This window comes from Janthinobacterium leeuwenhoeki, from assembly GCF_051380795.1.
Classification (GTDB): domain Bacteria; phylum Pseudomonadota; class Gammaproteobacteria; order Burkholderiales; family Burkholderiaceae_D; genus Janthinobacterium.
The window spans coordinates 20,029-46,368 of sequence record NZ_JBNYXT010000010.1 but is presented as its reverse complement, the minus strand read 5'-3'; the positions used below and the strand labels follow the sequence as shown (position 1 = coordinate 46,368).

Sequence of the window (26,340 nt, the reverse complement as noted above, 5' to 3'; positions counted from 1 at the left end):
GAAAGTATTGTTTTTCATGATGTTATTCTTGGTTGTACGGCAAGGGATGACTGCGATCTTACCTCAGGGCGGGCCGGCAAGGCCGCACGGGCCGGAGTAAAATTGCTCATATTCACTATTTTTCGGACGCCGCATGAGTTTTTCCACCTGGATCACCTTTGTCATCGCTGCCTCCATCATCGCCGTCTCGCCCGGCTCGGGCGCCGTGCTGTCGATGTCGCACGGCTTGTCGTACGGGGTGAAAAAGGCCAGCGCCACCATCCTCGGCTTGCAGCTGGGGCTGCTGGTAGTGCTGGGCATCGCCGGCGCCGGCGTGGGCTCTTTGCTGCTGGCTTCCGAAGTGGCCTTCAATATCGTCAAGACGGTGGGCGCGCTGTACCTGATCTATCTGGGCCTGTCGCAATGGCGCGCCAAGGTGGCCGTGACGGGCGACCTGCATGCCGACGCCGTGGTGCCTTCCATGCGCCGGCGCGTGCTGACGGGTTTTTTGACCAATGTGACGAATCCGAAGGGCATCATCTTCATGGTGGCTGTCTTGCCGCAATTCATCAGCCCTGCTGCGCCCCTGCTGCCGCAACTGCTGATCCTGGCCGTCACCATGTGCACGATCGATCAGATCGTCATGCACAGCTACGCCTTCCTGGCTTCGTCGATGCAGCGCTTTTTCCGCGATGCCAGGGCCGTGAAGAAGCAGAACCGCTTCTTTGGCGGCTTGCTGATGGCCGTCGGCGCAGCCCTGTTCTTCGTCAAGCGGGGGAGCCAGGCGGCCTCCTGAGGCGAGTCAACATGCAAACATTTGTAAGCCCGCTTGCGATGTCTGCACTATGCGGATGTAATCGGTAGCAATCATTCTTGTAAGTCCTGCCTGGAGCGCTGCCATGCGTCCGATCCTGTCTTCCCCCTTCCTGAACAAAGTGTGCGCCGTGCTGCTGTCGTCGGCTTGCAGCGTGGCCCTGGCCGAGAATCCGCCCGCCCGCGTGGGGCGCATTTCCACCGTCGAAGGGCAGGTGCTGGTGCGCGCCGGTGATGGCGAAGCGCAAAACGCCCTGCTGAACTGGCCCGTCACGACGGATAACCGTTTGACCACCCAGCGCGGCGCGCTGGCGGAATTGCGCGTAGGTGCGGCCGCCGTGCGCCTCGATGGCGATTCCGAGCTGGAAGTGAGCGAGCTCGATGATGACAGTTTCAAATTGCACCTCGCTTATGGCACGCTCAGCGTGCGCGTGCGCAATCCCGATGCGCTGCGCGGCTTCGAGCTGACTACGGCCCAGGCTCGCGTGACTCTCATCCAGCCGGGCTGGGTGCGCATCGATGCGGGGCGCCAGCCCGGCACCAGCGTCGTCAGCGTGCTCGAAGGCGTGGCCGACGTGGATGGCGCGACGGGCAGCGTGACCTTGCGTGCCGGTAAGCGCGCCGAGCTGACGGACGAGCAATTGCGCACGGGCGCCTTGCACCGGATCGCCTTCGATAACTGGCCGGAAGCCTTCCCCGCCGCCGCGCCCGCCTTGCGCTATGTCACGGACGATACCACCGGTTATGAAGAGCTGGACCGCTACGGCGTCTGGCAAGACAATGCGGAATATGGCCCCTTGTGGCTGCCCAGCACGGTGCCGGCCGGCTGGGCGCCGTACAGCGACGGGCGCTGGACGTGGATCGCGCCGTGGGGCTGGACCTGGGTCGACAATGCTCCCTGGGGTTATGCGCCCTCGCATTACGGCCGCTGGGTGCTGTTGGGCCACCGCTGGGGCTGGGCACCGGGGCGCGAGCGCGGCCGCGTGCCCTGGGCGCCGGCTCTGGTGGGCTGGGTCGGCGGCTCACGCATGGTCGACGTGCCGCGCCGCAACCGCAGCAGCATGCCGCCGCCCGTCATGCAAAGCTTGCCCTTGAGCACGGCGCCTGCGCCGGCGGGCAACTGGCAGCGCCCCGTCGAGGCGCCGCGCCAGCAAGATGGTTTCCGGCGCGACGGGGTCAACCGCCCTGGCCGCTTGCAGACGGACGACGGCCAGACACACATGGCGCCGCGTCCGATGCGGCCGAACCGCCCGCCCGTGCCGGCGCAGCCGCAGCAGCCGCCAGTGCCGCCCCAGCCCGTGATGCCGGCGATGCCGGCCTTGCCACCCGTGCAAGACCAGGTGGCGCATCCCGCTTGGCGTGGCGAGCAGCGGCCCCGCGCCGAGCGGCCACTGCCGCGCCCCGTCACCGAGCGCGGCAATTCGCCGCGTGAGCGCAACAATGAGCGCGGCGGTCCCGGCCGCAATGGCCGCATGCCGGAAGCGGAGCGGTGAACGGGGCGCTGGCCGCCTGTCCGTCTGGTCATGGATTATCGACGTTCAAGCCGCCAAACCGGCAGTTCGTCACATTTCAGCGCTCAAGCCGCGGTGTTTTGTCTACAGTGGCGTCATTGCAGGACAGCGCAATGCCTTCGCGGCTGACAGCACCGATTTTCCGGCTATTTTGTCCAAACGAAATAGTTTTCGCCAGCTTACAAAGCTGGCTTTTTTTTTCCGCGCCCCTGGCGCCATGGCGGCAGGCGCAGGCGCTGCCAAAGTTGGCTACAATATGCCTTTGGCACTGACCGGCACTGATTGGATTCCCCATGCAAACCACCCCTCCTACCGAACACATTATTCCTCCCAGCGAATCGCTGATCGAATACCCGAGCGACTTTCCCATCAAGATCATGGGCCCGACGCATGTGGACTTCGCGCCGACCATGCTGGAACTGGTCATCAGCCACGATCCGACCTTCCACGTGGGCCGCATGGAAGAGCGCCCATCGGGCAAGGGCAATTACACGGGCCTGACCGTGACCGTGCGCGCCGTCAGCCGCGAGCAGCTCGACGCCCTGTACATGGCGCTGTCGGGCCACCCGATGGTCAAGATCGTCATGTAAGACATGCGTTTGCTCTGGCCGGCTGGCGTTTCGTCAGCCGCCACACGAGGGCAAAGGCCGCGCTGGCCGCCGCCGTCACCCACAGCAGGGGTTTTTCGCTGCCGTCCGTGATGGCGGCGATGACGGCGCCGCAAACGGCCGTGATGAGCATTTGCACGAAGAAGAACATGCCCGAGGCGCTGCCCGCCTGGGCCCCATACGGCTGCAGCACGGCCAGCTGGCAGGCCGGGATGGCCATGCTCACCGACACCATCACCAGCAGCATGGGCGCCACCAGCGACGCCACGTGCTGCGGCGCCAGGCTGCCTGCCAGCAACAAGCTGGCCGCACCCGCCACATTGATCAGCACCGCCACGCCCAGCATATAATCGGCGCCCAGGCGCGGTCCCAGTGCGCGGAACAGGCTAGCTCCCGCCACATAGCCGCTGACCGTCAGCGCGAACACCAGCGCATACGCATGTGGCGACAGATGCATGCGCCTTTGCAACAACACGGACGATTCCGCGATGAAGGGGAAATACGTGCAATACACACAAGCGATGGCCAGCGCATAGCGCAGGAAATACGCGTCGCCCAGCAGGCTCCGGTACAGCGCCAGGGTATTTCCTTGTGGTACGACGCTGGCCGGCTTGGTTTCCGGCACGTAGGCGGCGATCAAGCCCAGCGACAGCGCGCCCAGCAGGCACAGCACGCCAAACACGGCGCGCCAGCCGAACGCCGCGTCGAGCACGCTGCCGGCCAGCGGCGCCAGGATCGGCGACAGGCCCATCAGCATCGAGATTCTCCCCAGCATGCGCGCCTGCGTGCCGGCGTCAAACCGGTCGCGCACCATGACCCGGCCGATGATGGTACCGCTGCAGCCGCCGAACGCCTGCAGCACGCGCGCGGCGATCAGCACGTGCACGTCGGAGGTCACGCTGCAGACGATGCTGGCGAGCACATAAATGCCCGTGCCGGCCAGCAGCACGGGGCGGCGTCCGTAACGGTCGGCCAGCGGCCCGCAAGCGAGCATCGAGGCGGCCGAGCCGGCCATGAACAGGCTCAGGGTCAGTTGCAACTGGGCATCGCTGGCATGCAGGGCATCGGCCATGGCCGGCAGCGAAGGCAAATAGATGTCGATGCTGATGCGCGACAGGCAGACCAGCAGCAGCACGATGCCGCCCCAGGCCCATACAGCGATTTGTTTCTGCATTGTTTTACACGATCTCTGCAAGTGTGCGCCCCGCTGGCGCACCGGAACGGTGAGAGTAGAAGGTTTGTGGTGTAATGCGAAGTGCCAGTCATCAGAAAACTCATTGGACCACTTGGACGATTATCATGCCGCGAGGAAAATCACCGCACGCCCTGGACTTGCCTCGTCCCACCAGCTGGCTAGCCAAGGCGGGCGTCAACAAGCAGGATGGCGCGTATGAAGCGCTGCGCTCGGCCATCCTGACGAAGATGCTGCCGGCGGGCAGCCGTTTGCCGTCCAGCCGCACCCTGGCCGAACGGTGGGAGTTGTCGCGCGGCACCATCGAAACCGTGTTCGACCGCCTGCACGCGGAAGCGTATGTGACGCGCGTGCCCGGTTCCGGCACGCGCGTGTGCGCCGTCGTGCCGGAACGTTTCCTGATGGCGGGATTTGGCGACGCCGCCCCCGCCCTGCTGGCCATGGCGCCCGCGCCTGCCTCGGATACGGGCGTGCGCGACGGCTTGCCGTTTGTGGCGCGGCGCGCCGACGCCAGCCTGTTTCCCATGGCCGCCTGGTCCAAGTGCGCCGCGCGGGCGCTGGCGGCCGCCACGCCGGAGCAGCTGTGCAGCGCCGATCCGGCCGGCCTGCCCCAGCTGCGCCAGCAAATCGCCGATTTCCTCGCCAAGTACCGCGGCATCCGCTGCGACCCGCAAGACATCGTCGTCACCACCGGCATCCGCCACGCGATCGACTTGCTGGCGCGCAGCATCGTGCGCGATGGCGACAAGGTTTGCCTGGAAGAGCCCGGCTATCCGGCCGCGCGCGCCCTGTTTGCCCTCGCGGGCGCCGTGCCGGTGGATATTGCCGTCGATGCCGAGGGCATCGATTGCGCCGCCCTGGCCGCGCACGCGGACGCCTGCCTCGCGTATGTGACGCCGGCGCACCAGTCGCCGCTGGGCGTGACCATGTCCGTCACGCGCCGCCTGGCCTTGCTGGAATGGGCGAACGACCACGGCGCCTGGGTGCTGGAAGACGATTACGACAGTGAATTCAATTACCAGAGCGCGCCGCTGGCGGCCCTGAAGGCGCTGGACCAGTACCAGCGCGTGATTTATTGCGGCAGTTTCAACAAGACCCTGTTTGCCGGCCTGCGCGTGGGCTTCATGGTGCTGCCGCCCCCCTTGCGCCCGCAGTTGCTGCGCACCCTGCAGTTGACGGGCAGGTCCGTGGGTGTGACGGAGCAGCTGGCGCTGGCCGCCTGGATGGAGGATGGCGCCTTCGTGCGCCATTTGCGCCAGGCGCGGCTGGCCTACAAGGAGCGGCGCGACCTGTTGCTGGCCTGTCTCGAGCAGACCGCCCCCGGGCGCTACGCCATTTCCGGCCAGCAGGCGGGCTTTCATTGCGTGCTGTGGCTGCCGCCGGACAGCGACGAGCGGGCGTTTTGCGCACGCGCGGCGCAAGAGGGGCTGGCGCTGCAGCCGCTCGGCGACTTTTGTCACAGCGCCAAGCTGGCGCCGGCCGTGCTGCTGGGCTACACGGCCCTGAATGCGGCCCAGATACGCCATGCCGCTCAAAAATTAGGCAGATTGCTGCTGTTGCCGGCGCCCGAGGCTGAATGAAACGGCAGCCTGGCTTATAATCACGGCTTCGCCGCAGCGTCCGCAAGGCGCCGGCAGCTGATTACAGAATCTGTCATGACCACCACCCGAACCGAAACGGCGCTGATCCGCGAGCTGGGCCGCGTCGATTACGAGCCGACCTTTGCCGCCATGCGCGCCTTTACCGACGCGCGCACGACGGACACGCGCGACGAACTGTGGATCGTCGAGCATCCGCCCGTGTTCACCCTGGGCCTGGCGGCCGACCGCGGCCATTTGCTGGCTGGCGCAGAGAATGTGCCCGTGGTGCAGACGGACCGGGGCGGCGAAGTGACCTTCCACGGCCCCGGCCAGGTGGTGATTTACCTGCTGATGGACTTGCGCCGCAACAAGCCGGGCGGCAAGCTGTATGCGCGCCAGTTCGTGCATAAAATCGAGCAAGCCATCATCAACGTGCTGGCGGCGTATAATCTCGCTGGCGAGCGCATCGATGGCGCGCCTGGCATCTATATTGCCGGCGGGCCAGACAAGGGTGCGAAGATCGCCGCGCTGGGCTTGAAAGTGCGCGGCAACGGCTGCACCTACCATGGCGTATCGCTCAACGTGGCGATGGACCTGGCGCCGTTTTCCTGGATTAACCCTTGCGGCTATTCCGGCCTGAAGACGGTGGACATGCGCAGCATGGGCGTGTCGGCGCCGCTGGCCGAGGTGCAGCGGGCCCTGGCCCATGAATTGACCGTATTACTCGATGTAAGCGAAGTACACAGCGCCGCAGGCGCGCCTCAGGCAGCGGATGCCTGAGCAAACAAACCAACATGCCCCTCAAGGGCTTGCAGCCATGACTTCTGAGACCATTTCCAGCACCGCCCCCGCCGCTCCCGCCTACAACCCGAGCGAAAAGCAAAAAGGCGCCAGCAAGACTTCGCGCATCCCGATCAAGATCATTCCAATCGAGCAAGTCGAGCGCCTGAAAAAGCCGGACTGGATCCGCGTCAAGGCCGCTTCGGCATCGACCCGTTTCTATGAAATCAAGGACATCCTGCGCGAAAACAAGCTCGTGACGGTGTGCGAGGAAGCCAGCTGCCCGAACATCGGCGAATGCTTTGGCAAGGGCACGGCCACCTTCATGATCATGGGCGACAAGTGCACGCGCCGCTGCCCGTTCTGCGACGTCGGCCATGGCCGTCCTGATCCGCTGGACAAGGAAGAGCCATCGAACTTGTCGAAAACCATCGCCAAGCTGCGCCTGAACTACGTCGTCATTACTTCCGTCGACCGCGATGACTTGCGCGACGGCGGCGCCGGCCATTTCGTCGAGTGCATCCAGCAAACGCGCGCCCTGTCGCCGAATACCCGCATCGAAGTGCTGGTGCCCGACTTCCGTGGCCGTCTGGAAAAAGCCCTGAACCTGTTCAAGGATGGCTTGCCTGACGTCATGAACCACAATCTGGAAACGGCGCCGCGCCTGTACAAGGAAGCGCGTCCCGGCTCCGACTACATGCATTCCTTGAAACTGCTGAAGGATTTCAAGGCCATGTACCCGGACGTGAAAACCAAGTCCGGCATCATGGTGGGCCTGGGCGAGACGGACGAGGAAATCCTGCAAGTCATGCGCGACATGCGCGAGCACGACATCGACATGCTGACCATCGGCCAGTACCTGGCGCCATCGAACAGCCACTTGCCCGTGCGCCGCTACGTGCACCCGGACGTCTTTAAAATGTTCGAAGAAGAAGCGTACAAAATGGGCTTTACCCACGCCGCCGTGGGCGCCATGGTGCGCAGCTCGTACCACGCGGATGAACAGGCGCACAGCGCCGGCGTGGAATCGGCGCTCAATTTCTAAGCCTTTTGTGCCACATCAAAGCCGCCTGCTAACGCTCGCGGCTTTTTTTTGCCTGCCCGCAGCATATGCACGCCATGCTGCCGAACGTCCCATACTAGCATGCTGAAAAAGCATGGTTGATAAATTGGCTATGATGTGACGCATGGACATACGCCTGGCCGCCTCGTCAAGGCGGGATATGCGGCAGGCGTTGCACCCTGCCGCTGTCTTCGCGCGTAACTCTTAGAAGCTGGTGGACAGGCCCGCGTAAATGCTGCGGCGGGCGCCGTATTGCGGCGCCCCCACGCCGACGCCGGACCCGTCGCGCAGCAGATACGATTTGTCGAACAGGTTGATCAGGGCCATGCGTCCTTCCACCTTGCCGAGCGGCGTGTTTTTCCACGTGTGCGTGAGCGCCGTGTTGACGGTAAAGTAACTCGGCAGATGGCCGGAATTGGGCGCGCCACCGTCCGGGGTCATGCGCAGACCGCTACCGTAGAGGAAGTCAGCGCTCACTTGCGAATCGCCAAAGTGATAATGGCCGCCACCGGACAGCGTGTATTTCTGGTCATGATCGAGGTAGACATAGTGCTTGCTGATGGTGTTCAACTCATCGGCGCCAAACAGGGCTTGGCCCGAATTGATGTTGCGGCCCTGCGCTTTTTGCGTGCTGGCGTTGAGGAACAGGCCCCAGTTTTTCTCGCTGTAGATGGCGGATAACTCCAGGCCCTTGGCGTAGCCGTCCGCATAGTTGAATGGCGTCAAGATCAATGCCTGGCCGAACTGGCCTTCGTCCAGCAGGTTGTTGATCTTTTTATAGTACACGTCCGCCGTCACGGTCAGCTTTGAATTGACCTGATGGCTGATGCCCACATCGTAGTAGTGCGTGCGCTCGGCCTTGACGTTGTCCGACTGGCCGATTTCCGGCGCATTCGTCGTGTTCGCATACAGGTCGATGCTGCCCTGGGCTGCCAATTCCTGCGGCGGCGGCGTGAAGTAGCGCGAGTAGCCCGCGTGCAGGGCCGTGCCCGGCGCCAGCTGATACGCCAGGTTGACGCGCGGGCTCCATTGCTGCTCGCGCGTGTAGGCCGAAACCTTGTCGTAGCGGGCGCCATAGTTCAGGGTCAAAGGTTTACTGATATGCCATTCATCCTGCAGGTAAACACTGGCCAGGGTGCCCGTCTTGCCGCTGTTGTCCAGGATGCTGACCGGCGTGGTGGAGGTTTGCGCCCCGTCCATGGCGGGGAAGACGGCCACCATGTTGTCGCTGGTCGTCTTCTGGCGCGTGTAGGCCAGGCCCGCGCGCACGGTGTGGTCCTGGTGCAATTTGTAGCTGATGTCGAACTGGGCACCGGAAGCGCTGTTCGCGCGGCGTGAATCCGAGGCCACGCCGTTGTAGATCAGGTCGCCGATGGCATCGGGCGTGAAGTGCAGCGCCGAATACTGGTGGAAGGCGGACACCTGGTAATTGACGTCGCCCAGGCTTTTCTGCAGCGACAGCACGAGGAAGCGGTTCACTTCGCGCTGGTTTTCATTCAGCTGCGACGACGGCAGGCTGGATGTGCCTGCCTGCGCATCGCTGTGGCCATCGAGCGAGAAGGCGGGCGCCTGGTCCGGATTGTTGGGGATCTGGAAGCGGCCATTATAAGTGCCGAACATGGCGCCCAGGCGCGTGTTGTCATCGAGGAAATACGACAGGCTGCCGAACGACTTGTTCTGGCGCGTCTTGTCGTGCAGGGCGCTGCGTGTGTCTTGCGAGTTTTCCACGCCCAGGGAGTTGCCCAGGTAGCTGCCGGACAGGTAGTAATTGAACTTGCCGACGCTGCCGAAAAATTCGGCGCTGGGTTCGATATGGTCGTGGCTGCCAACCATGATGCCGATGCGCCCGCCTGGGCTCAAGCCGCCCTCTTTCGTTTCAATATCGACAATCCCGGCCGTGCGCAGGCCGAACTGGGCCGGCAAGGCGCCCGTCATGAAATCCGTCTTGTCGATCAATCGCGTGTCGATCGACTGGCCGAAGCCGCTGATGCTTTCCGGCAATTGCACGCCATTGATGCGGTATTGCACGTTGGCATGGTCGTCGCGCACGTGCAGGGCGCCGGAGCCTTTCGAATCCTGCGAGACGCCCGGCAGGCGCAGCAGCACTTCATTGAACGGCGTGTTGTCGCCCTGGCCCAGCATGTCGATCCTATGGCTGTCGATGCTGTAGATGGTGGTGCCGACTTTCGGTGACAGCTCGATGCGCGCGCTTTTCAGGTGGGCGGACGTGACTTCGACCTTTTGCATGTCTTGCGGTGCAGTATCGGTATTGGCTTCGGCAGGCTCGGCGGCGTGGGCGGAAAGGCTGAACAGGCTGACAAGGGCGAGCGACAGCGCGCTCAAACGTGGTGTGTGTTGCATGGCAAACCTCAAAAATAGTCAACGCCAGGCGGCCCGGCGCGCATGAACGCGCGACAAGGGGCAACCTGAAAAAGGAAAAACAGCGTGGGAACTACAGTGAGGCGGCAGGCGGGCCGCGCACGGGCGGCAGGATGAGGGCGGCGATGGGCGCCAGGCTGGCGGGAGCCAGGGCCAGCAAGCGGTACGGCAATAATTGCGCTGGCGGCTCGGTGATGACCGGCGGTACAGCGATGTCGGCCACCTTGTCGATGGCCGTGGCGCACAGCGCGCACTCTTCCGCGTCAAGGGTCGTCTTGTGCAGGTGCGAGGCGGCCGTCGACAGCAGGAACACGAGGGCCAGCGCACTGAACAGGGCCACGCACAGTCGCCACGGCGTGCGCGCGAGGGCGGCGGCACCGTGATGGGCAGGCTCGCCGTAAGGCTTGCGGGTGGGCTGGCGGGAAGACATGAGCGCATAGTAGCAAGAAAATCGCCCCGCTGTCAGCGCTTGTTGCGTGGTTTTCACCGCCTGGCTTTCATGCTATCGTTCCGCAGCCCAAATTTCCCAAGGCTTCCATGTCGCAACGTTCGATCAAGTGGTTTTTTGCCAAACTGCATCTGTATGCGGGCCTGTGGTTTGGCGCCCTGTTCGTCCTGCTGGGCTTGACGGGTTCGGCCATCGCCTGGATGCCGGAGCTCGACGCGTATCTGAATCCCAACTTGTTGCAGGCGAGCACGCCCGCGCCCGGCCAGGCTTTCCAGGTGACGCCGCGCACGCTGCAAGCGGTGGTGGACCAGCTCACGGCGGATCCCGCCTACGGCAAGCCGAGCCAGCTCAATCCGCCCGCCGATGCGCGCGACGTGTATGTGGCCTCGTACCGCCAGACCGGCAAGCCTTCGCCTTTCAGCCAGGCCATCGTGCGCCAGGTGATGGTTGACCCCTACACTTTGCAAGTGAAAGGCGAACGCGACTGGGGCCGTTTCGGCCTCACCCGCCCACTGTTGATGTCGGGCATGTTTCATCTGCACCGCTATGTATTGTCTGGCGAGGTGGGCAAAACCATTACCGGGATCTCCGGCGTGGTCTTGCTGCTGATGGCGCTCAGCGGCATCTATCTGTGGTGGCCGCGCCTGCAGTGGACGGCGATCAAGCGCGCCCTGACGGTGTCGCATGGCGGCTCCTGGCCGCGCTTTCACTATACGATGCACAAGGCGGCGGGCTTTTTTGCCGCGCCCGTGCTGGCCGTGCTGGCCTTTTCCGGCATCTATTTCAATTTGCCGCAATTGATCGTGCCGCTGGTGGCGCTTGTGTCGACGGTGCCCGATACCGTCAAACTGAAGAATGTGGCCCAGGATGGCACCGTGCTCGATGCGGGCCAGGCCATGGCCGCCGCGCAGCTGCTGTATCCGCAGGCGCGCGTGTCGCGCATCGTGTTGCCGGCCAGGAAGGACCAGCCGTACGAGATCCGCGTGCGCCAGCCCGGCGAAATCGCCCACGGCGACGGCGCCACGCGCATCACCCTGGATGCGCGCAGCGGCTTGCCCCTGCGCATACGCGATCCCTTGCGGGCGCCGGCCGGCGATGTTTTCCTGGGCTGGCAATTCCCCCTGCATTCGGGCCAGGCCTTTGGCGTGGCCGGGCGCAGCTTTATTACCGTGTTCGGCCTGATGCCCTTGCTGTTCCTGCTGACGGGGACGTTGGTGTGGTGGAAACGGCGGCGCGGCCGGAAATAAGCGGCCACCAAACCGCTGCGGGGAAAGTTGCTATCATCATAGTATTTTCCGGCAGATCCACTGTCCGGATTCACCCGCACAAGGACCAGCATGAGCAATCCCGACATCACCGTAGCAATGTTGAATGAACGCGGCACCGGCCGCCTGCCCGGCCACCTGGGCATCGTCATCACGCAAGTGGGCGACGGCCAGCTGACGGCCGAATTGCCCGTGCTGCCGCATTTGCTGGCGCCGAATGGCTATCTGCACGCGGGCAGCGTGGTGACACTGGCCGACACGGCTTCCGGCTACGGCTGCATCGTCAACCTGCCCGAGGGCGCCAGCAATTTTACGACCATCGAACTGAAATCGAACCACCTGGGCACGGCCCGCGAAGGCACGCTCACCTGCACGGCCAAGGTTGAGCACAAGGGCCGCAACACGCAAGTCTGGGATGCCGTGGTGAAAAGCAAGGAAACAGGCAAGACCATCGCCCTGTTTCGCTGCACGCAGATGATTCTGTATCCTAAGTAACCCAAGGGCAAAATCTGGGGTCGTACCCTGCAGGGTACGACCCCAGCCCTTGCTTTTGGGCTTGCTAGATTTTCACCCAGTTACCTTTATACAAAACCGGTCCCGTCGGTCCATCCGGATTCGGCGAACCGCCTTTCGGTTCCAGGGTGACGGCCAGCAAGGCCACGTCGTTGCCGATGGCGCGCTGGGACAGGGCCAGTTTCACATTGCCCTTGTCGGCCAGCAAGCCCAAGGAGCGCGGGTTGCCGCTCTTCGGCACAGCCCACAGTTCGAGATCCTTATCGCTCGGCACGGGTGCGTTGCCCACCATGCGCACCTCGAGCGCGCCGTGGCGGCTGTCGGCCGTCAGCAGCAGAGCCGTTTGCGCTTTTTCGTCCGTCAGGCTGGCCACATAGCTGATCTGCGGCGCGTCCAGCAGGCGCGTGGCGACGACGATCACCAGCAGCGCGGCGATGGCGCTAGAGGCCATGCCCAGACCACGCCAGAACGACAGTGAATCACGCAACCAGGACCAGCCGCCCTGCGGCGCCAGGTGCAAGCGCTGTTCTATCTGTTGCCACACGCGCTTGGGCGGCGCCACGGGCGTGGCAAATTCCGCCATCGGTTCCAAACGCTGGCGCCATTCGGCCGTGATATTGCGTAAATCGGCGTCGTTGTACAACCAGCCTTCGAAACGCCGCCGCGCACCCCCTTTCAGGGTGCCCAGCACGTATTCGGACGCCAGTTTCTGGCGCAAGCTGTCATTGCCGCGAATATTCATGATGCCTCCCGTTTTGCCAGGCACGTGCGCAGTCGTTCCAGGCTGCGGCGTATCCAGGTCTTCACGGTGCCGATCGGCAGCGACATCTGCTGCGCCACTTCGCTGTGCGACAAGTCATGATAGAACGCCAGGGCGACCACCTGCCGGTGCACCCCTTCCAGGGCTGACATGCAAAACGCCAGCGCCTTGGCATCACCGCTCATTTGCAGTGATTCGATCGGCGTGGCCTGGGGGTCTCGGAGTGCATTCATGACTTCGCTATCAAACTGTTCGGCATCGATTTCCACGGTATCGTCGCTGCGCCGCAACACATCGAACGCCTTGTTGCGCACGATGGTGGCCATCCAGGTCATCGGCGCCGCCAGATGGCTCTGGTAAGCGGCGGCATTGTTCCAGATGGCAACGAAACCCTCTTGCAAGGCTTCTTCAGCGAGCTCTTGCTTATGCAATATACGCAGCGCGAAGCCAAACAGTTTCGATGAGGTGGCGTTATATAGCTGGCGGAACGCCGTGGCGTCCTTGTTCCCGGCGGCAAGCAGCCAGGTTTTGAGTTGTTGCGGGTCAAGCGATTGAGCGGCTAGGGACACGGATGGCCTTCACAAGGTGAATGGGGGCACGCAAGAGAAGGTTATAACAGGTTGATAACACTTGGCAACAAGGTTTTATACCGTGTTTGTGCGCTGTCTTAGCCGGCGATGGCGGTTTCCAGCAGCTTGTGCAGTTCGGCGAATTCCGGCCTGCCCACGTAGCGCTTGAGGATCTTGCCCTGCTTGTCGAGCACGAAGGTGGTGGGTGTGAGGGCCACGTCGCCATAGGCCTTGGCCGCCTCGCCCGTCACGTCGAGCGCCACCTTGAACGGCAGCTGGCGCGTTTCGGCGAAGTTCAGCACGTAGTTGGCCGGATCGTATTTCATGGCCACGGCCACGAATTCCAGGCCCTGCCCCTTGTATTTGTTGTAGGTGTCGACCATGTCCGGCATTTCCGCCACGCAAGTGGTGCACGAGGTGGCCCAGAAATTGACTATCACCACCTTGCCGCGCAGGCTGGCCGAGGTGATTTTCTCGCCATGGATGCCGTGGAAGGTCACGTCCGGCGCGCTTTGCTTGTCATTCAGCGACAGGTAGCCAGCGGCCACCACGCCCGCCACGAAGACGGCGATCAGGGCTGGCTTGATCCAGGACTTGCTTGCGGAGGGCGAAGTTGACATGGCGAAGTTGAAATAAGTTCACTTGAAACGCGCGGCGATGCGGCAATTATAGCCGTATCCCCGCGTCAAAGCCGTAGGTCAAACGACGTACAGGCTTACTGCTGGGGCCTGTCGCCGACGTTGCCCGTCGTGCGCTGCTGCGGCGGATCAGGCTGCAATTGCTTCAGCTCCGCTTCTGAAATGTAGTCGAACAGCTTGACCACTTTCTGCACGCCGCCCACGCCGCGCGCCACGTCGGCCGCGACCGTGCCTTCGCGCTGGGTGACTCTGCCCATCAGGAAGACGGTGGCGTTCTCGGTGACGACCTTGAACGAGGCGGCCGAGATGGTTTTCATGTCGACCAGGCTGGCCTTGACCTTGGTGGTGATCAGCGCATCGTTCGAGCGCGAGGTGTAGCTGGCCGGGCCGGCGATGATCAATTCATTGGCCACCGATTCCACGCCTTCGATATTGCGCACTTCGCGCTCGACGGCATTTTTCATCGCCTCGTCGCGCACTTCGCCCGTCAGCAGGACGCGGCGGTTGAAGCTGGTGACATTCACGTGGCCCACGTCGCCGACGATGGAGGGGATGCGCGACTCGCCTTTGAGGGCGATCGACTTGTCTTCGGTCTGGGCGCCCAGGGTGCGGCGGTCCGCTGCGGCAACGCCGCCCATCACGGCGCCACCGACCATCAATTCGATGCAGCCGGTGAGCGAGGTGAGCATGGCGCCGCACAAGAGTGCGGTGGCCAGCGGGCGTTGTACGCGTTTCCAGCCTGGGCCAGTACCGAATTTAGTCATTCACGTCTCCTCCGAATAGGGCGACATCGATGCCGTCGCAGATGCAGTGTATGGTGGTCAGATGGACTTCCTGGATGCGCGCCGTGCGCTCGGCCGGCACGCAGATATGCACGTCGGCGTCGGTCAGCATCTTGCCGATGGCGCCGCCGTCCTTGCCCGTCAGCGCCACGACGCGCATTTCGCGCTCGAGCGCCGCTTCCACGGCGGCCATCACGTTGGCCGAATTGCCCGACGTGGAGATGGCCAGCAAGATGTCGCCAGCCTGGCCGAAGGCCTGCACCTGTTTCGAGAAAATCTCGCGGTAGCTGTAGTCGTTCGCCACGGCCGTCAGGATCGACGTATCCGTCGTCAGCGCCAGGGCCGGCAGCGGAAAGCGCTCGCGTTCGAAGCGCCCGACCAGCTCGGCTGCGAAATGCTGGCAGTCGGCGGCGGAACCGCCGTTGCCGCAGGCGAGGATCTTGTTGCCGTTGGACAATGCATAAAACATCAGGTCGATCGCCTGCGCAATGGGCTGCGCCAGTACGGTGGCGGCCTGGATCTTGAGTTCGGCACTTTCGTGGAAGTGCGAGAGGATGCGTTGATTATTCATAGTCTGCCGATTATAGTGCAGGCGCGCGGCATGGCGGACAAGCACTGTTAAAAATGCTTACATATCGAGGATGTTCTTCAGCCAGCTGATGCGTCCGCCATCGATGGCCAGCGCGTCGAAGCGGCACGCTGGCAGCGTCTTTTGCCCCAGCAGCCAGGTTTGCGCGGCCACTACCATGCGCCGCTGCTTGGCTGGCGTGATGCTGGCCAGGGCCCCGCCGTAGGCGGCACTGCTGCGTAGCCGCACTTCGACGAAAACGATGGAGGGGCCGTCGCGCATGATCAGGTCCAGCTCGCCTCCCTTGCACAGATAGTTGCGTTGCAGCAGCACCAAGCCTTGCAGCAGCAGATACGCGAGCGCATCGTCTTCCCCTTGCCGTCCCCGTGCCTGTTTATTCTGGAACGGCAGGGGTGGCATGGCGTGCTCTTATTGGGCCGCTGGCACGGCGACAGGCGCGGGCGCGGCCGGCGGCCAGGTGCTCAGCACGCCCTGCTGATAGGTGGCGGCCTGTTCCGTGCGTTCGAACACGCTTTGATCATTCTCAAAGCGCACGGCCAGACGGCCCGTTACGCCATCGAGGGTAAATGGCGCGTTCGGCCGCAGCGCCACTTCGCGCGCCACGCGGAAGGCATCGATGCCCAGCGCATACAGGCGTTCCATGTCGGCCGTCAGGCGGCGTTCGGCAGGCTGCTCCGGTTGTGGATACACCATCACTTGCGGATGGTCGCGCTGCACCTGCCATGGCAAGTCCAGCAGGCGCGCGCCGTCGAGCTCGGGGCCGCTGGCGCCGCGCCCGGCGCCGGGATTCAATGACGAGGTGCCATACAGAGGCAAGTCGCTGCCGATGGCCACGCGCAGCTGGCGCGCCTGGTCGGCGTCGAGCGCGGCAAACAGCAAGCCCGGCGGCGTGGCGGCCAGGCGCGCGCGCAGTTGCACCAGCTCGGCATCGCTCAGGTAGCCATTCGTGGCCGTCAAGTCCATTGTCTCGATCTTGCCGCCCTGGCGCAGCCATTCCTGCTTGAAGGCGGCGCTGATGCGGCGCTGCGAGGGCGAACCGGCCGACAGGATCAGCGCGCTGGCGCGAGGCTGTTCGCTGGCGGCCCAGGCGGCGACCTGGCGCGCTTCCGCTTCGATCGACAGGCCCATCACCAGCAGCTTGGCCGGCAGGCGCGCCTCGCCGCGGTTGTCGGGGTGGTTCAGGGCAATCGTCGGCTTACGCACCAGGTCGCTATTCGCCACGGCCGTGACGGCCGAGCGCGACAAAGGCCCCACGACGATGTCCTGTTCCTCTTGCGCTTGCGCAAACTTGTTCAGCGCGTCGCTGCTGCCGTCGCCCGTGTCGATCACCGTCACTTCAAAGCCGCTGCGGTCGCGCTCGTATGCGGCCATGAAGCCGGCGCGCAGCAATTCGGCGGCCGGCCCCAGGGAAGCGGAGCGCAGCGGCAGCAGCAGGCCGATGTGGTGGACCTTGCCGTCGGACGGCGCAGGCGCCGTGGCGGCCGGCATGTCTTGCGGCGTGCCGGTCGCCGGCTTGTTCTTGATGGGCGCCAACGGCGCGCCATTGCCGTCGTACGCGGTAATATCGGGTACGGCCACGGCAAACGTCACCGGTTCGGGCGCGGGCGGCTTGGGCGGCACGGGCAGCGGCGTCGGTGGCGGCAGCGCCCTTGTGTTAGATTCAATAGGCGCGCACAATTGCCCGGGCGCGTCGCAAGGCGTGCTGCAAGCGCTCAGCATGCCGGTCGCGGCACAAACAAGCAGTAACTTCACACTATTAGCAAGCATTTAACCTCCAAAATGACCGTACAAGAAATCAGTTCCATCGCCAGCCTGCCCATCATGACAGAGGCGGCGCACCAGGTCTATCCTATCGCAACATTGTATATAGTGGCCACGCCGATCGGCAATGTGACCGATATCAGCCTGCGCGCGCTGCATTTGCTGAGCCTTGCCGACGCCGTCGCCTGTGAAGATACGCGCAACACGGCGCACCTGCTGACGCGCTTTGGCCTGAACAAGCCATTGATTGCGGCACATCAACATAACGAACGCGAAGTGGCGCAAACCCTGATCGCCCGCTTGCACGCCGGCGAGCGCATCGCCCTCGTTTCCGATGCGGGCACGCCAGCCGTGTCCGACCCGGGCGCGCGCATCGTCGACGCCGTGCGCGCGGCCGGCTTGCGCGTGCTGCCCCTGCCCGGCCCGTCGGCGGCGATCACGGCCATTTCAGCCAGCGGCCTGTTGAATGACCAGTTTTATTTTGTCGGTTTCTTGCCGGCCAAGGCCAAGCAGCGTGAAAACATGCTGCACAGCCTGCGCGGCGTGACGGCGACGATGGTGTTTTATGAAGCGCCGCACCGCATCCTCGATTGCGCCACGGCCCTGGTGGAAGCGTTCGAGCCCACGCGCCAGGTGGTGTTCGCGCGCGAGCTGACGAAAATGTTCGAGGAAATCCACCGCTGCCCCCTGTCCGAGGCGGAAAGCTGGATCCGTGCCGACGCGCACCGCGAAAAGGGAGAATTCGTCGTCCTGCTCGAAGGCGCCACGGAAGCGCAGGACGCGGAAGACGTGGAAGCGGAACGCATCCTGAACATTTTATTGGCCGAATGCAGCGTCAAGCAGGCGGCGAATTTGACGGCGCAGATCACGGGGCGCAAGAAAAACGCCCTGTATGAACGGGCGTTGCAGTTGAAGGGGCAGGAATAATTTCTCCGTCCTGCCCAACTGGGTGTATTGTTAAATTATTACCACTTGCAGCCGCTATCCTTCTTGTCGAGTAACATCAGCACGGGCGCCAGCAAGCCTGCGCCTGAATAGGCGGTGCGGCAATCGCCGCGCTTGCCTTGTGCGATGTCGCGCGCCAGCTGGGTTTCCGTTTGCAACGGCTTGTCGGGGATTTGCCCCACGGCCGTGCCCACCTTGGAGGGATCGCGCTCGCCGGCCATCTTGCGCGCCGTCCTCCTGGCCGCCTCCATATCGAATTTCGGTGTTTCCGGGGTTTCTTGCCTGAAGGTGTCGGGACTGGCTGCCGGCGTGGCCGGTGACGCCGGTACGACCGTGATGGCTTGCGGGCTGGCCGCCGGCGCCATGGCCGCCGCCGGCGTTTCCCGGGTAGCGGCAAGCTTTGGCTTGCTGATGGGCTTGGGTTCGCGTTTCGGCTTGACGACTTCGACGGGCGGCGGGGGCGGCTTGGCGGCCAGCGGACGTATCCACACGGCGACCGACTCCACGCGCGGCGCCGTGTCCATCTGCACGGTCGGCTGCACATGGCGCCACAGATAGATCAAGGCGCCATGCAGCAGCAAGGACACGGCAATGCCCAGCACGATGCCGGGGCCCTTCGGCATGGGCTGGCCGCCGTCGCTTCTTTCCATACTGAAATTCATTGCCGTCGTCGCCTTCATGTCTGATCGGGAAAACTTGCGTAGTGAGTGTCGCATATTTCATGCATGCTGAAAATACAGGGGTTCCAGTGCCGCCCGTAAATAATTTACAGAGAGTTTCACCTGACCCTTGACCGAAGGCGATACGGCCTGTATTATCTTGGTCTTCGGAGTGTGGCGCAGCCCGGTAGCGCACCTGGTTTGGGACCAGGGGGTCCAAGGTTCGAATCCTTGTACTCCGACCAAATTTGTAGAAAAAAACCCAAGAGTTCAGGCTCTTGGGTTTTTTTTCGTCTGTACGGTTCACGCCGGTCGGGTAGGTCGGATTAGCGCGCAAGCGCGTAATCCGACACCACCAGGGTCATGGCAAACACTGTTGTCGGATTACGCGTGGCGTCGCCACGCTAATCCGACCTACGCCGCGGCCCGTTTCGCCGCGATGGCGTTGCCAGCCCTGCTGGAACCCTTGCGTCCCAGCTGCTGCGAGATGAACTGGCCCGCATCGACCACCAGGTCCAGGTCGATGCCGGTGGCGATGCCCAGTCCCTGCATCATGTACAGCACGTCTTCGGTGGCCACATTGCCGGTGGCGCCCTTGGCGTAGGGGCAGCCGCCCAGGCCGGAGACGGACGAGTGATAGATCGCGATACCCGTTTCCAGGCTGGCGTAGATGTTCGCCAGCGCCTGTCCATAGGTGTCGTGGAAGTGGCCGGACAAGCCGCCCACGTGGAAGGCTGCGATGGCGCGCTGCATCACCGCCTGCGTTTTGCGCGGCGTGGCCACGCCGATGGTGTCGGCGATGTCGATCTCGTCGCAACCGAGGTCGCGCATGCGGCCCACTACGTCGGCCACGGCGTCGAGCGGCACTTCCCCCTGGTAGGGGCAGCCGAAGGCGCAGCTGATGCTGCCGCGCAGGCGCAGGCCGTGTTCCTTGGCCGCCTTGGCTACGCCCTCGAAGCGGGCAATCGATTCGGCGATCGAGCAGTTGATGTTCTTTTGCGAGAACGCCTCGGAGGCGGAGCCGAAGATCACCACTTCATCGGCCTTCGCCGCCAGCGCGGCATCGAAACCCTGCATGTTCGGCGTCAGGGCGGAATAAATGGTACCGGCGCGGCGCGCGATCTTTTCCATCACTTCCGCGCTGGTGGCCATCTGCGGCACCCATTTTGGCGAGACGAAGGATGCCGCCTCGATATTGGCGAAGCCCGCCAGGGTCAGGCGGTCGACCAGCTCGATCTTGACGGCGGCGCTGATGGTGTCCTTCTCGTTTTGCAGGCCATCGCGTGGGCCCACTTCGACGATCGTGACCTGTTTCGGCAAACTGGCTTGAGCATTCATTTCAATATCCTTGCAAACGGTTGACGATGCCGGCGACAGAGTCTCCGGCTTGCAGGCGGCGCATCTTGGCGGCGATTTGCGCCACGCTTTCGCGGCGCAGGGTGGCGGCCGAAATATGCGGCGTGATGGTGATGCGCGGTTCTTGCCAGAACGGGTGCTGCTGCGGCAGCGGCTCGTTGCGGAACACGTCGAGTGTCGCTCCGGCGATATGCCCGGAGCGGATCAGGGTCAGCAGATCCGGTTCGGCGAGATGCGCGCCGCGCGCCACGTTGATGACATAGGCGCCCGGCAGCAGCATGGACAGGCGCGTGCGGTCGAGCAGGTTGTGCGTCTCGGGCGTGAGCGGCAGCATGCACACCAGCACGCGCGTGCCGCGCAAGAATTCTTCGAGCCCCTCTTCGCCTGCGAAGCACTGCACGCCAGCGAGGTGCTTGCGGCTGCGGCTCCAGCCACGCAGCGGGAATTCAAACTGCGCCAGCGCGCCCAGCACGCGGGTGCCCAGCACGCCCATGCCCAGCACGCCGACGGGGAAATCCGCCTTGTCGAAGGCGGGCAGCGGCTGCCAGATGCCGGAGCGGCCCTGAGCTTCGTAATCGTCGAAGCGGCGGAAGTGGCGCAGCACGGCGTGGCTCACATATTCGGCCATCTGCACGCCCATGCCCGCGTCGTCCAGGCGCACCAGCGGCACGTGGTCGGGTAACGCCTCGCCGAATTTCAGGAGCGCGTCCACGCCGGCACCCGTGTTGAAAATGGCTTTGACTTCGCGCAATGCCGGCAGCATGGCCGCTGGCGGCTGCCACACGACGGCGTAGTCGCACGGCGCGAACGTGTCACCTTCGCGCCAGAAGGCAATTTCGGCCTCGGGCAGCAAGTCGCGGAAGTCGCTGATCCACGCCGCTTCCTTGCCATCCGACCGTTGTAAAAGGATGCGCATCGTGGCCGCCTCTATGCGGCGGCCTTGAAGGCCAGCAGCGGCGCGCCATCGGCCACCTGGTCGCCGACGGCATACAGCACGTCTTCCACCAGGCCGTCGTGCGGCGCGGCGATCGTGTGCTCCATCTTCATCGCTTCCATGATGACCAGCGGCTCGCCCTTCTTGACGTCCTGGCCTTTGTTCACCAGCACGGCGACGACCTTGCCCGGCATCGGCGCCGTCAGGCGGCCGCCTTCCGCCTCCACTTCACCCGCATGCGCCATCGGGTCGCTGTAATGCAGTGTGGTGTGCAAGCCGCCGCTGAATACGTGGAACTGCTCGCCGTCGCGCAGCACCGTGCCGTGCACGGCACGCTCGCCGAGCTTGATGTGCAGCTCGTTGCCTTTGCGCGCCGTCAGGGTGAGGGGCTGGCCGTTGAACAGCCATCCATCCGTCTTGTAGGCGATGCGTGCGGTGTAGCTCTTGCTGTCGCCGGCCAGCGCAAATTCATCGGCGAACGCCAGGCTGCGTCCCAGGGTGCTGTTCAGACGCCAGCCCAGGGCATTGCCCCACGGGTCAGCGCGATTGGCCGATTGCGTTTCGGCCGCCGCTTTTTCTTCCAGCAGCAGGGCGACGGACGCCAGCGCCAGGGCAGTATCGGGCGCCGCCTGCAGGGCGGGGAACAGCGTGTCTTGATTGCGCTCGATCAAACCCGTATCGAGGTCGGCGCTGGAGAATGCCTGGCCTTCGACCAGGCGTTTCAAAAAGGCGATATTGCTGGCCAGCCCGACGATCTGGTACTCGGCCAGCGCCTGCGCCATGCGCGCCAGCGCTTCGCGGCGGTCCGCGCCCCACACGATCAGCTTGGCGATCATCGGGTCGTAGAATGGTGAAATCGCATCGCCCTCGCGCACGCCCGAATCGATGCGCACGGCCGCCGGAACCAGCGTGCCACCCAGTTCGAACGTCACGGCCGATGGCGACTGCATGTGGCGCAGCGTGCCGATCGACGGCAAAAAGCCCTTTTCCGGATTTTCCGCATAGATGCGTGCCTCGATGGCGTGGCCGTGGATGGTCAATTCGTTCTGTTTTTTCGGCAGCGGCTCGCCAAAGGCGACGCGCAACTGCCACTCCACCAGGTCGGTGCCGGTGATCATTTCCGTCACCGGATGCTCCACCTGCAGACGCGTGTTCATTTCCATGAAGTAGAACGAGCCATCCTGGTTGGCGATGAATTCCACCGTGCCCGCGCCCACGTAACCGACGGCCTTGGCGGCGGCAACGGCCGCTTCGCCCATGGCGGCGCGGCGGTCAGACGGCATGCCCGGCGCCGGCGCTTCTTCCAGCACCTTTTGATGACGGCGCTGTACCGAGCAATCTCGCTCGAACAGGTAGATGCAGTTGCCCAGGGTGTCGGCAAACACCTGGATTTCGATATGCCGCGGGCGCGACAGGTATTTTTCCGCCAGCACCTTGTCGTCGCCGAAAGAGCTGATCGCTTCACGCTTGCACGAGGCCAGCGCGGCCTTGAAGTCGGCGCTGTTGTCGATGACGCGCATGCCCTTGCCGCCGCCGCCGGCCGAGGCCTTCAGCAGCACGGGATAGCCGATCTTGTCGGCTTGCGTGTGCAAAAAGTCCGCATCCTGATTCTCGCCATGGTAGCCGGGCACCAGCGGTACATTCGCTTTTTCCATCAGCGACTTGGCGGCCGACTTGGAGCCCATGGCGCGCATGGCGGACGCCGGCGGGCCGATGAAGACCAGTCCCGCTTGCGTGCAGGCGTCGGCGAAATCGGCGTTTTCGGAGAGGAAGCCATAGCCGGGGTGGATCGCCTGCGCGCCTGTCGCCAGCGCCACGGCGATGATCTTGTCGCCGCACAGATAGCTTTCCTTGGCCGGCGCGGGGCCGATCAGGACGGCTTCGTCGCACACGGCGACGTGCTTGGCGTTGGCGTCCGCTTCCGAGTACACGGCGACGGTCTGGATGCCCATGCGGCGCGCGGTGGCGGCGACTCTGCAAGCGATTTCGCCGCGGTTGGCGATCAGGATTTTAGTGAACATGGTCTCTCTCTATTCTCTCAAAAAGGGGCAGCTGTCTCTTGTCATGGACGTTGTGTGCTGGCGTGTCGACTTACGCATTGGTGAGGCGGCATTCGTAGGTCGGGTTAGCCGGCACGGCGTAACCCGACAAGGCTTTCATCAGCAGCCGCACTTCTCTTTCTGCACCGAGTCCAGCATGGCGCCACGCGTCTGCAGGCCCAGTTTGCCCAGCAAGACGCGGTCGTCTTCCGCTTCCGGGTTGTCGGTGGTGAGCAGCTTGTCGCCGTAGAAGATGGAATTGGCGCCAGCCAGGAAGCACATGGCTTGCACGGCTTCGCCCATCTGGCGGCGGCCGGCGGACAAACGCACGCGCGCTTTTGGCATGGTGATGCGGGCGACGGCAATCGTGCGCACGAATTCGAACGGATCCAGCGCTTCCAGGCCATACAAAGGCGTGCCTTCCACCTGCACCAGGTGGTTGACGGGCACCGATTCCGGATACGGATTCAGGTTTGCCAGCTGGGCGATCAGTCCCGCGCGCTGCAAGCGCGTTTCGCCCATGCCGACGATGCCGCCGCAGCATACTTTCAAGCCCGCTTCGCGCACGCGGCCCAAAGTGTCCAGACGGTCCTGGTATTCGCGCGTGGAGATGACGTTGTCGTAAAACTCGGGCGCCGTATCGAGGTTATGGTTGTAGAAATCGAGGCCCGCGTCTTTCAGGCGGTCCGCTTGTCCCTCTTCCAGCATGCCCAAAGTAGCGCAGGTTTCCAGGCCCAGCGCCTTGACCTTGGTCACCATCTCTTCGACTTTTTCCATGTCGCGCTCTTTCGGGCTGCGCCAGGCGGCACCCATGCAGAATCGCGTGGCGCCATTGGCTTTCGCCTGGCGTGCTGCGTCGAGCACCGTGTCGATGTCGAGGATTTTTTTCGCTTCCACGCCCGTGTCGTAGCGGGCCGCCTGCGGGCAATAGCCGCAGTCTTCCTCGCAGCCACCCGTCTTGATCGACAGCAGGGTCGCCAGTTCCACGTCGCCATCGGGGAAGTTGATGCGGTGCGTTTGCTGGGCCTTGAACATCAGGTCATTGAAAGGCAGGTCGAACAGGGCCAGCACGTCGGCGACGGGCCAGGTGGCCGCTTCCGGCACGGTGATGCGCGCCGCAGGGCGGTGCAGTTCGACGGTTTTTGCTGCTTCTTGGACGTGAGACATGTGATTCCTTCGCTTCTATTTTTTGGAGACGTTTAATTGTTGGGATGCTGCGCCGGCCAGTTGGGCAAGCCGGTGAAATCGAGATACGCCGCCGCCGCTTCCGCGCTCGGTTGCGCCAGGCGCGGCACCTTGCCCAGCAGCGGCGCCGGGATGCGCTCGATCAGCGCATCGATATTTTCGTCGAGGAAGCGCATTTCCACTTCCAGGGTGTTGGCCACCCAGCCAATGACGGTCAGGCCGCGCGCTTCGATGGCTTCCAGCGTCAGCAAGGCCTGGCTGATGCAGCCCAGGCGCATGCCGACCACGAGGATCACGGGCAAATCGAGCTGCTGCGCCAGGTCGGCCGAGTCGAAACCGGGCGACAGCGGCACGCGGAATCCGCCCACGCCTTCGACCACGACGGCGTCCGAGGCGGCGGCGATTTCCAGGTAGGCGGCCAGAATCGGCACCGATTCGATGCTCACGCCTTCGAGTGCGGCGGCGATGTGCGGTGCGGCCGGCTCCTTCAGCATGTAGGGTGTTGTCAGGTTGCGCAGCATGCTGACGTTGCCGGCGGCGATCAGGCTGTCGGCGTCTTCATTATGCAGTTCGCCGTCGCGCATCTCGGCGCCGGCGGCGACAGGCTTCATGCCGCAGGCACGCACGCCGCGCGCGACCAGCGCATGCAGCAGGGCCGACGACGTCAAGGTCTTGCCGATTTCCGTGTCGGTACCGGTGACGAAACAGGCAAAGCGCGACGGCAGGCCGGCAATGGCCGGTGCCGGCTGCACGGCCGGCGCCAGGTCCGCCAGCACTTCCGCCACGACAGGATCATCAAGGCTCATGGCGATTCCTTTCCAGGGTGTTGACTGCGTTGATCAATTGCGCCACTTCCTGCGCCGTATGGCCGGCCGACAGGGTGACGCGCAGGCGCGCCGTACCGACTGGCACGGTGGGCGGGCGGATGGCGCCGACCCACAGGCCCTGCTGGTACAGGGTGGCGGCGATGTCCAGCATGTCCGCGTTCTCGCCAATGATGACAGGCTGGATGGCGGACAGCGACGGCAAGGCTTGCCAGTGCTGCAGCTGCAAGCCGTCGTTCCATTGCGCCACCAGCGCCGCCAGATGCATCCGGCGTTGTTTTCCTTCTTCACCGGCGATGATGTCCAGGCTGGCCAGCAGCGCATGCGCCAGCGCGGGCGCGGCGGCCGTGGTGAAGATGTAGGGGCGCGCCTTCTGGATCAGGGTGTCGATGACGGCCTCGTGCGCGCAAACAAAGGCGCCGCCCACGCCGGCCGATTTCCCCAGTGTGCCCACATACACCAGGTGCGGCGAATGCAGGTCGAAGTGTTCCAGCGCGCCGCGGCCGTTCTCGCCCAGCGCGCCGAAGCCGTGCGCGTCGTCGATCACCAGCCAGGAGCCATGTTGTTCGCACAGGGCCAGCAGCGCAGGCAGCGGCGCCAGGTCGCCATCCATGCTGAAGACGCTGTCGGTGACGACGATTTTCGTTTGTGCCGTGCTGGCCGCCAGCAGGGCCGCCAAGGCATCGAGGTCGGCGTGCGGATACACGCGCGTTTTGACGCGGGCCAGGCGCGTGCCGTCGATCAGTGAGGCGTGGTTCAGCGCTTCCGAAAAAATCTCGCTCTCCGCATCGCCCGCCGACAGCGCGGTCAGCACAGCTAAATTCGCCATGTAACCGGTACAAAAATACAGGGCGCGCGCCTGTTCCAGGTTGGCGCCGACGAAAGTCGCCAGCTGCTCTTCCAGCTGCGCGTGGGCGCGGCTGTGGCCACTGATCAGGTGCGAGGCGCCGCTGCCGGCGCCATACAGGTCTGCGCCCTCTTTCAGCGCAGCCACGATGCGCGGATGCGACGCCAGGCCCAGGTAGTCATTGCTGCAAAAGGCCAGCATGTCACGGCCATCGACCGTCAGGCGTGGCGCGCATGGGGTATCGACGGTGCGGCGGCGGCGGATCAGGCTACGCTCTTCCAGTCCTTGCAGCTGCTGTTTCAATCGCGCGATCAGTTCCAT

27 protein-coding genes and 1 tRNA gene are annotated in these 26,340 nt (G+C 64.0%); 10 read left to right on the top strand and 18 right to left on the bottom strand.

Features of this window, described 5'->3' with window-relative positions:
- Positions 1 to 133 precede the first annotated feature (133 nt).
- Both ACQ4WS_RS10910 and ACQ4WS_RS10905 read left to right on the top strand, forming a co-directional pair.
- A complete protein-coding gene (locus ACQ4WS_RS10910) occupies positions 134 to 775 on the top strand; it encodes a LysE family transporter (protein WP_436476113.1) in 642 nt (213 codons plus the stop codon).
- A 103-nt stretch (positions 776 to 878) separates the two neighbouring features.
- On the top strand, positions 879 to 2,285 hold the full coding sequence (locus tag ACQ4WS_RS10905) for a DUF6600 domain-containing protein (protein ID WP_436476111.1): 1,407 nt from the start codon (positions 879 to 881) through the stop codon (positions 2,283 to 2,285).
- A gap of 76 nt (positions 2,286 to 2,361) precedes the next feature.
- Here the strand turns inward: ACQ4WS_RS10905 and ACQ4WS_RS10900 are convergent, their stop codons facing one another.
- Positions 2,362 to 2,598, bottom strand: coding sequence for a hypothetical protein (locus ACQ4WS_RS10900; RefSeq protein ID WP_436476109.1), 237 nt, complete (start codon positions 2,596 to 2,598; stop codon positions 2,362 to 2,364).
- Here ACQ4WS_RS10900 and ACQ4WS_RS10895 point away from each other — a divergent pair.
- Positions 2,597 to 2,893 carry a DUF493 family protein gene (locus ACQ4WS_RS10895; RefSeq protein WP_436476107.1) on the top strand — a complete coding sequence of 99 codons (297 nt, stop codon included), beginning with the start codon at positions 2,597 to 2,599 and terminating at the stop codon, positions 2,891 to 2,893. The genes ACQ4WS_RS10900 and ACQ4WS_RS10895 overlap by 2 nt on opposite strands.
- Here the strand turns inward: ACQ4WS_RS10895 and ACQ4WS_RS10890 are convergent.
- Positions 2,886 to 4,085, bottom strand: coding sequence for a multidrug effflux MFS transporter (locus tag ACQ4WS_RS10890; RefSeq protein ID WP_436476105.1), 1,200 nt, complete (start codon positions 4,083 to 4,085; stop codon positions 2,886 to 2,888). The two genes, ACQ4WS_RS10895 and ACQ4WS_RS10890, sit on opposite strands and share 8 nt — an antisense overlap.
- A gap of 125 nt (positions 4,086 to 4,210) precedes the next feature.
- Here ACQ4WS_RS10890 and pdxR point away from each other — a divergent pair, with 125 nt between their 5' ends.
- From pdxR to lipA, 3 genes are all read left to right on the top strand, one after another.
- Positions 4,211 to 5,683 (top strand): MocR-like pyridoxine biosynthesis transcription factor PdxR, encoded by a 1,473-nt coding sequence (gene pdxR / locus ACQ4WS_RS10885; RefSeq protein ID WP_436476103.1) that lies wholly within the window; start codon positions 4,211 to 4,213, stop codon positions 5,681 to 5,683.
- Between the two features lie 75 nt (positions 5,684 to 5,758).
- Complete coding sequence (lipB, locus tag ACQ4WS_RS10880) at positions 5,759 to 6,463, top strand: lipoyl(octanoyl) transferase LipB (RefSeq protein ID WP_436476101.1); 705 nt, start codon at positions 5,759 to 5,761, stop codon at positions 6,461 to 6,463.
- A 37-nt stretch (positions 6,464 to 6,500) separates the two neighbouring features.
- The gene (lipA, locus tag ACQ4WS_RS10875; protein WP_436476099.1) at positions 6,501 to 7,508 is read left to right on the top strand and encodes a lipoyl synthase; all 1,008 of its coding nucleotides are present in this window, start codon (positions 6,501 to 6,503) and stop codon (positions 7,506 to 7,508) included.
- Between the two features lie 222 nt (positions 7,509 to 7,730).
- On the opposite strand, the gene ACQ4WS_RS10870 is transcribed toward lipA, so the two are convergent.
- On the bottom strand, positions 7,731 to 9,887 hold the full coding sequence (locus tag ACQ4WS_RS10870) for a TonB-dependent receptor (protein WP_436476097.1): 2,157 nt from the start codon (positions 9,885 to 9,887) through the stop codon (positions 7,731 to 7,733).
- Positions 9,888 to 9,978: 91 nt separating this feature from the next.
- Positions 9,979 to 10,335 carry a hypothetical protein gene (locus ACQ4WS_RS10865; protein ID WP_436476095.1) on the bottom strand — a complete coding sequence of 119 codons (357 nt, stop codon included), beginning with the start codon at positions 10,333 to 10,335 and terminating at the stop codon, positions 9,979 to 9,981.
- Between the two features lie 107 nt (positions 10,336 to 10,442).
- Between ACQ4WS_RS10865 and ACQ4WS_RS10860 the strand changes: the two genes are divergently transcribed.
- Entirely contained in the window at positions 10,443 to 11,600 is a 1,158-nt protein-coding gene (locus tag ACQ4WS_RS10860) for a PepSY-associated TM helix domain-containing protein (protein ID WP_436476093.1), read from the top strand.
- A gap of 90 nt (positions 11,601 to 11,690) precedes the next feature.
- Positions 11,691 to 12,113, top strand: a complete 423-nt coding sequence (locus tag ACQ4WS_RS10855; RefSeq protein ID WP_436476091.1) for a PaaI family thioesterase — start codon at positions 11,691 to 11,693, stop codon at positions 12,111 to 12,113.
- 64 nt (positions 12,114 to 12,177) lie between these two features.
- On the opposite strand, the gene ACQ4WS_RS10850 is transcribed toward ACQ4WS_RS10855, so the two are convergent.
- The 7 genes from ACQ4WS_RS10850 to ACQ4WS_RS10820 all read right to left on the bottom strand — a co-directional run bounded on the left by ACQ4WS_RS10850 (position 12,178) and on the right by ACQ4WS_RS10820 (position 17,188).
- The gene (locus ACQ4WS_RS10850) at positions 12,178 to 12,873 is read right to left on the bottom strand and encodes an anti-sigma factor (RefSeq protein ID WP_436476089.1); all 696 of its coding nucleotides are present in this window, start codon (positions 12,871 to 12,873) and stop codon (positions 12,178 to 12,180) included.
- A complete protein-coding gene (locus tag ACQ4WS_RS10845) occupies positions 12,870 to 13,460 on the bottom strand; it encodes a sigma-70 family RNA polymerase sigma factor (protein ID WP_436476087.1) in 591 nt (196 codons plus the stop codon). Before ACQ4WS_RS10845 ends, ACQ4WS_RS10850 begins: the two co-directional genes overlap by 4 nt.
- 98 nt (positions 13,461 to 13,558) lie before the next feature.
- Positions 13,559 to 14,080, bottom strand: a complete 522-nt coding sequence (locus ACQ4WS_RS10840; protein WP_436476085.1) for a peroxiredoxin family protein — start codon at positions 14,078 to 14,080, stop codon at positions 13,559 to 13,561.
- A gap of 95 nt (positions 14,081 to 14,175) precedes the next feature.
- The gene (locus ACQ4WS_RS10835; RefSeq protein ID WP_436476083.1) at positions 14,176 to 14,862 is read right to left on the bottom strand and encodes a BON domain-containing protein; all 687 of its coding nucleotides are present in this window, start codon (positions 14,860 to 14,862) and stop codon (positions 14,176 to 14,178) included.
- Positions 14,855 to 15,451 (bottom strand): phosphoheptose isomerase, encoded by a 597-nt coding sequence (locus ACQ4WS_RS10830; protein WP_034752465.1) that lies wholly within the window; start codon positions 15,449 to 15,451, stop codon positions 14,855 to 14,857. The genes ACQ4WS_RS10835 and ACQ4WS_RS10830 overlap by 8 nt, the downstream gene beginning before the upstream one ends.
- A 57-nt stretch (positions 15,452 to 15,508) precedes the next feature.
- Positions 15,509 to 15,868, bottom strand: coding sequence for a YraN family protein (locus tag ACQ4WS_RS10825; RefSeq protein WP_436476081.1), 360 nt, complete (start codon positions 15,866 to 15,868; stop codon positions 15,509 to 15,511).
- Positions 15,869 to 15,877: 9 nt separating this feature from the next.
- Positions 15,878 to 17,188, bottom strand: coding sequence for a penicillin-binding protein activator (locus tag ACQ4WS_RS10820; protein ID WP_436476079.1), 1,311 nt, complete (start codon positions 17,186 to 17,188; stop codon positions 15,878 to 15,880).
- Between the two features lie 60 nt (positions 17,189 to 17,248).
- Between ACQ4WS_RS10820 and rsmI the strand changes: the two genes are divergently transcribed.
- The gene (rsmI, locus tag ACQ4WS_RS10815; RefSeq protein WP_166446200.1) at positions 17,249 to 18,157 is read left to right on the top strand and encodes a 16S rRNA (cytidine(1402)-2'-O)-methyltransferase; all 909 of its coding nucleotides are present in this window, start codon (positions 17,249 to 17,251) and stop codon (positions 18,155 to 18,157) included.
- A gap of 38 nt (positions 18,158 to 18,195) precedes the next feature.
- On the opposite strand, the gene ACQ4WS_RS10810 is transcribed toward rsmI, so the two are convergent.
- Positions 18,196 to 18,825 (bottom strand): hypothetical protein, encoded by a 630-nt coding sequence (locus ACQ4WS_RS10810; RefSeq protein WP_436476077.1) that lies wholly within the window; start codon positions 18,823 to 18,825, stop codon positions 18,196 to 18,198.
- A gap of 177 nt (positions 18,826 to 19,002) precedes the next feature.
- Between ACQ4WS_RS10810 and ACQ4WS_RS10805 the strand changes: the two genes are divergently transcribed.
- A tRNA-Pro gene (locus ACQ4WS_RS10805) sits at positions 19,003 to 19,079 on the top strand.
- Between the two features lie 169 nt (positions 19,080 to 19,248).
- Here ACQ4WS_RS10805 and ACQ4WS_RS10800 read toward each other — a convergent pair.
- From ACQ4WS_RS10800 to bioF, 6 genes are all read right to left on the bottom strand, one after another.
- Positions 19,249 to 20,172, bottom strand: coding sequence for a hydroxymethylglutaryl-CoA lyase (locus ACQ4WS_RS10800; protein WP_436476075.1), 924 nt, complete (start codon positions 20,170 to 20,172; stop codon positions 19,249 to 19,251).
- A gap of 1 nt (position 20,173) precedes the next feature.
- Entirely contained in the window at positions 20,174 to 21,106 is a 933-nt protein-coding gene (locus ACQ4WS_RS10795) for a 2-hydroxyacid dehydrogenase (protein ID WP_436476073.1), read from the bottom strand.
- Positions 21,107 to 21,117: 11 nt separating this feature from the next.
- A complete protein-coding gene (locus ACQ4WS_RS10790) occupies positions 21,118 to 23,145 on the bottom strand; it encodes an acetyl/propionyl/methylcrotonyl-CoA carboxylase subunit alpha (protein ID WP_436476071.1) in 2,028 nt (675 codons plus the stop codon).
- Between the two features lie 138 nt (positions 23,146 to 23,283).
- A complete protein-coding gene (gene bioB, locus ACQ4WS_RS10785; RefSeq protein WP_436476069.1) occupies positions 23,284 to 24,330 on the bottom strand; it encodes a biotin synthase BioB in 1,047 nt (348 codons plus the stop codon).
- Positions 24,331 to 24,362: 32 nt separating this feature from the next.
- Positions 24,363 to 25,154 carry a dethiobiotin synthase gene (gene bioD / locus ACQ4WS_RS10780; protein ID WP_436476068.1) on the bottom strand — a complete coding sequence of 264 codons (792 nt, stop codon included), beginning with the start codon at positions 25,152 to 25,154 and terminating at the stop codon, positions 24,363 to 24,365.
- Positions 25,144 to 26,340 (bottom strand): 8-amino-7-oxononanoate synthase, encoded by a 1,197-nt coding sequence (bioF, locus tag ACQ4WS_RS10775; protein ID WP_436476066.1) that lies wholly within the window; start codon positions 26,338 to 26,340, stop codon positions 25,144 to 25,146. The genes bioD and bioF overlap by 11 nt, the downstream gene beginning before the upstream one ends.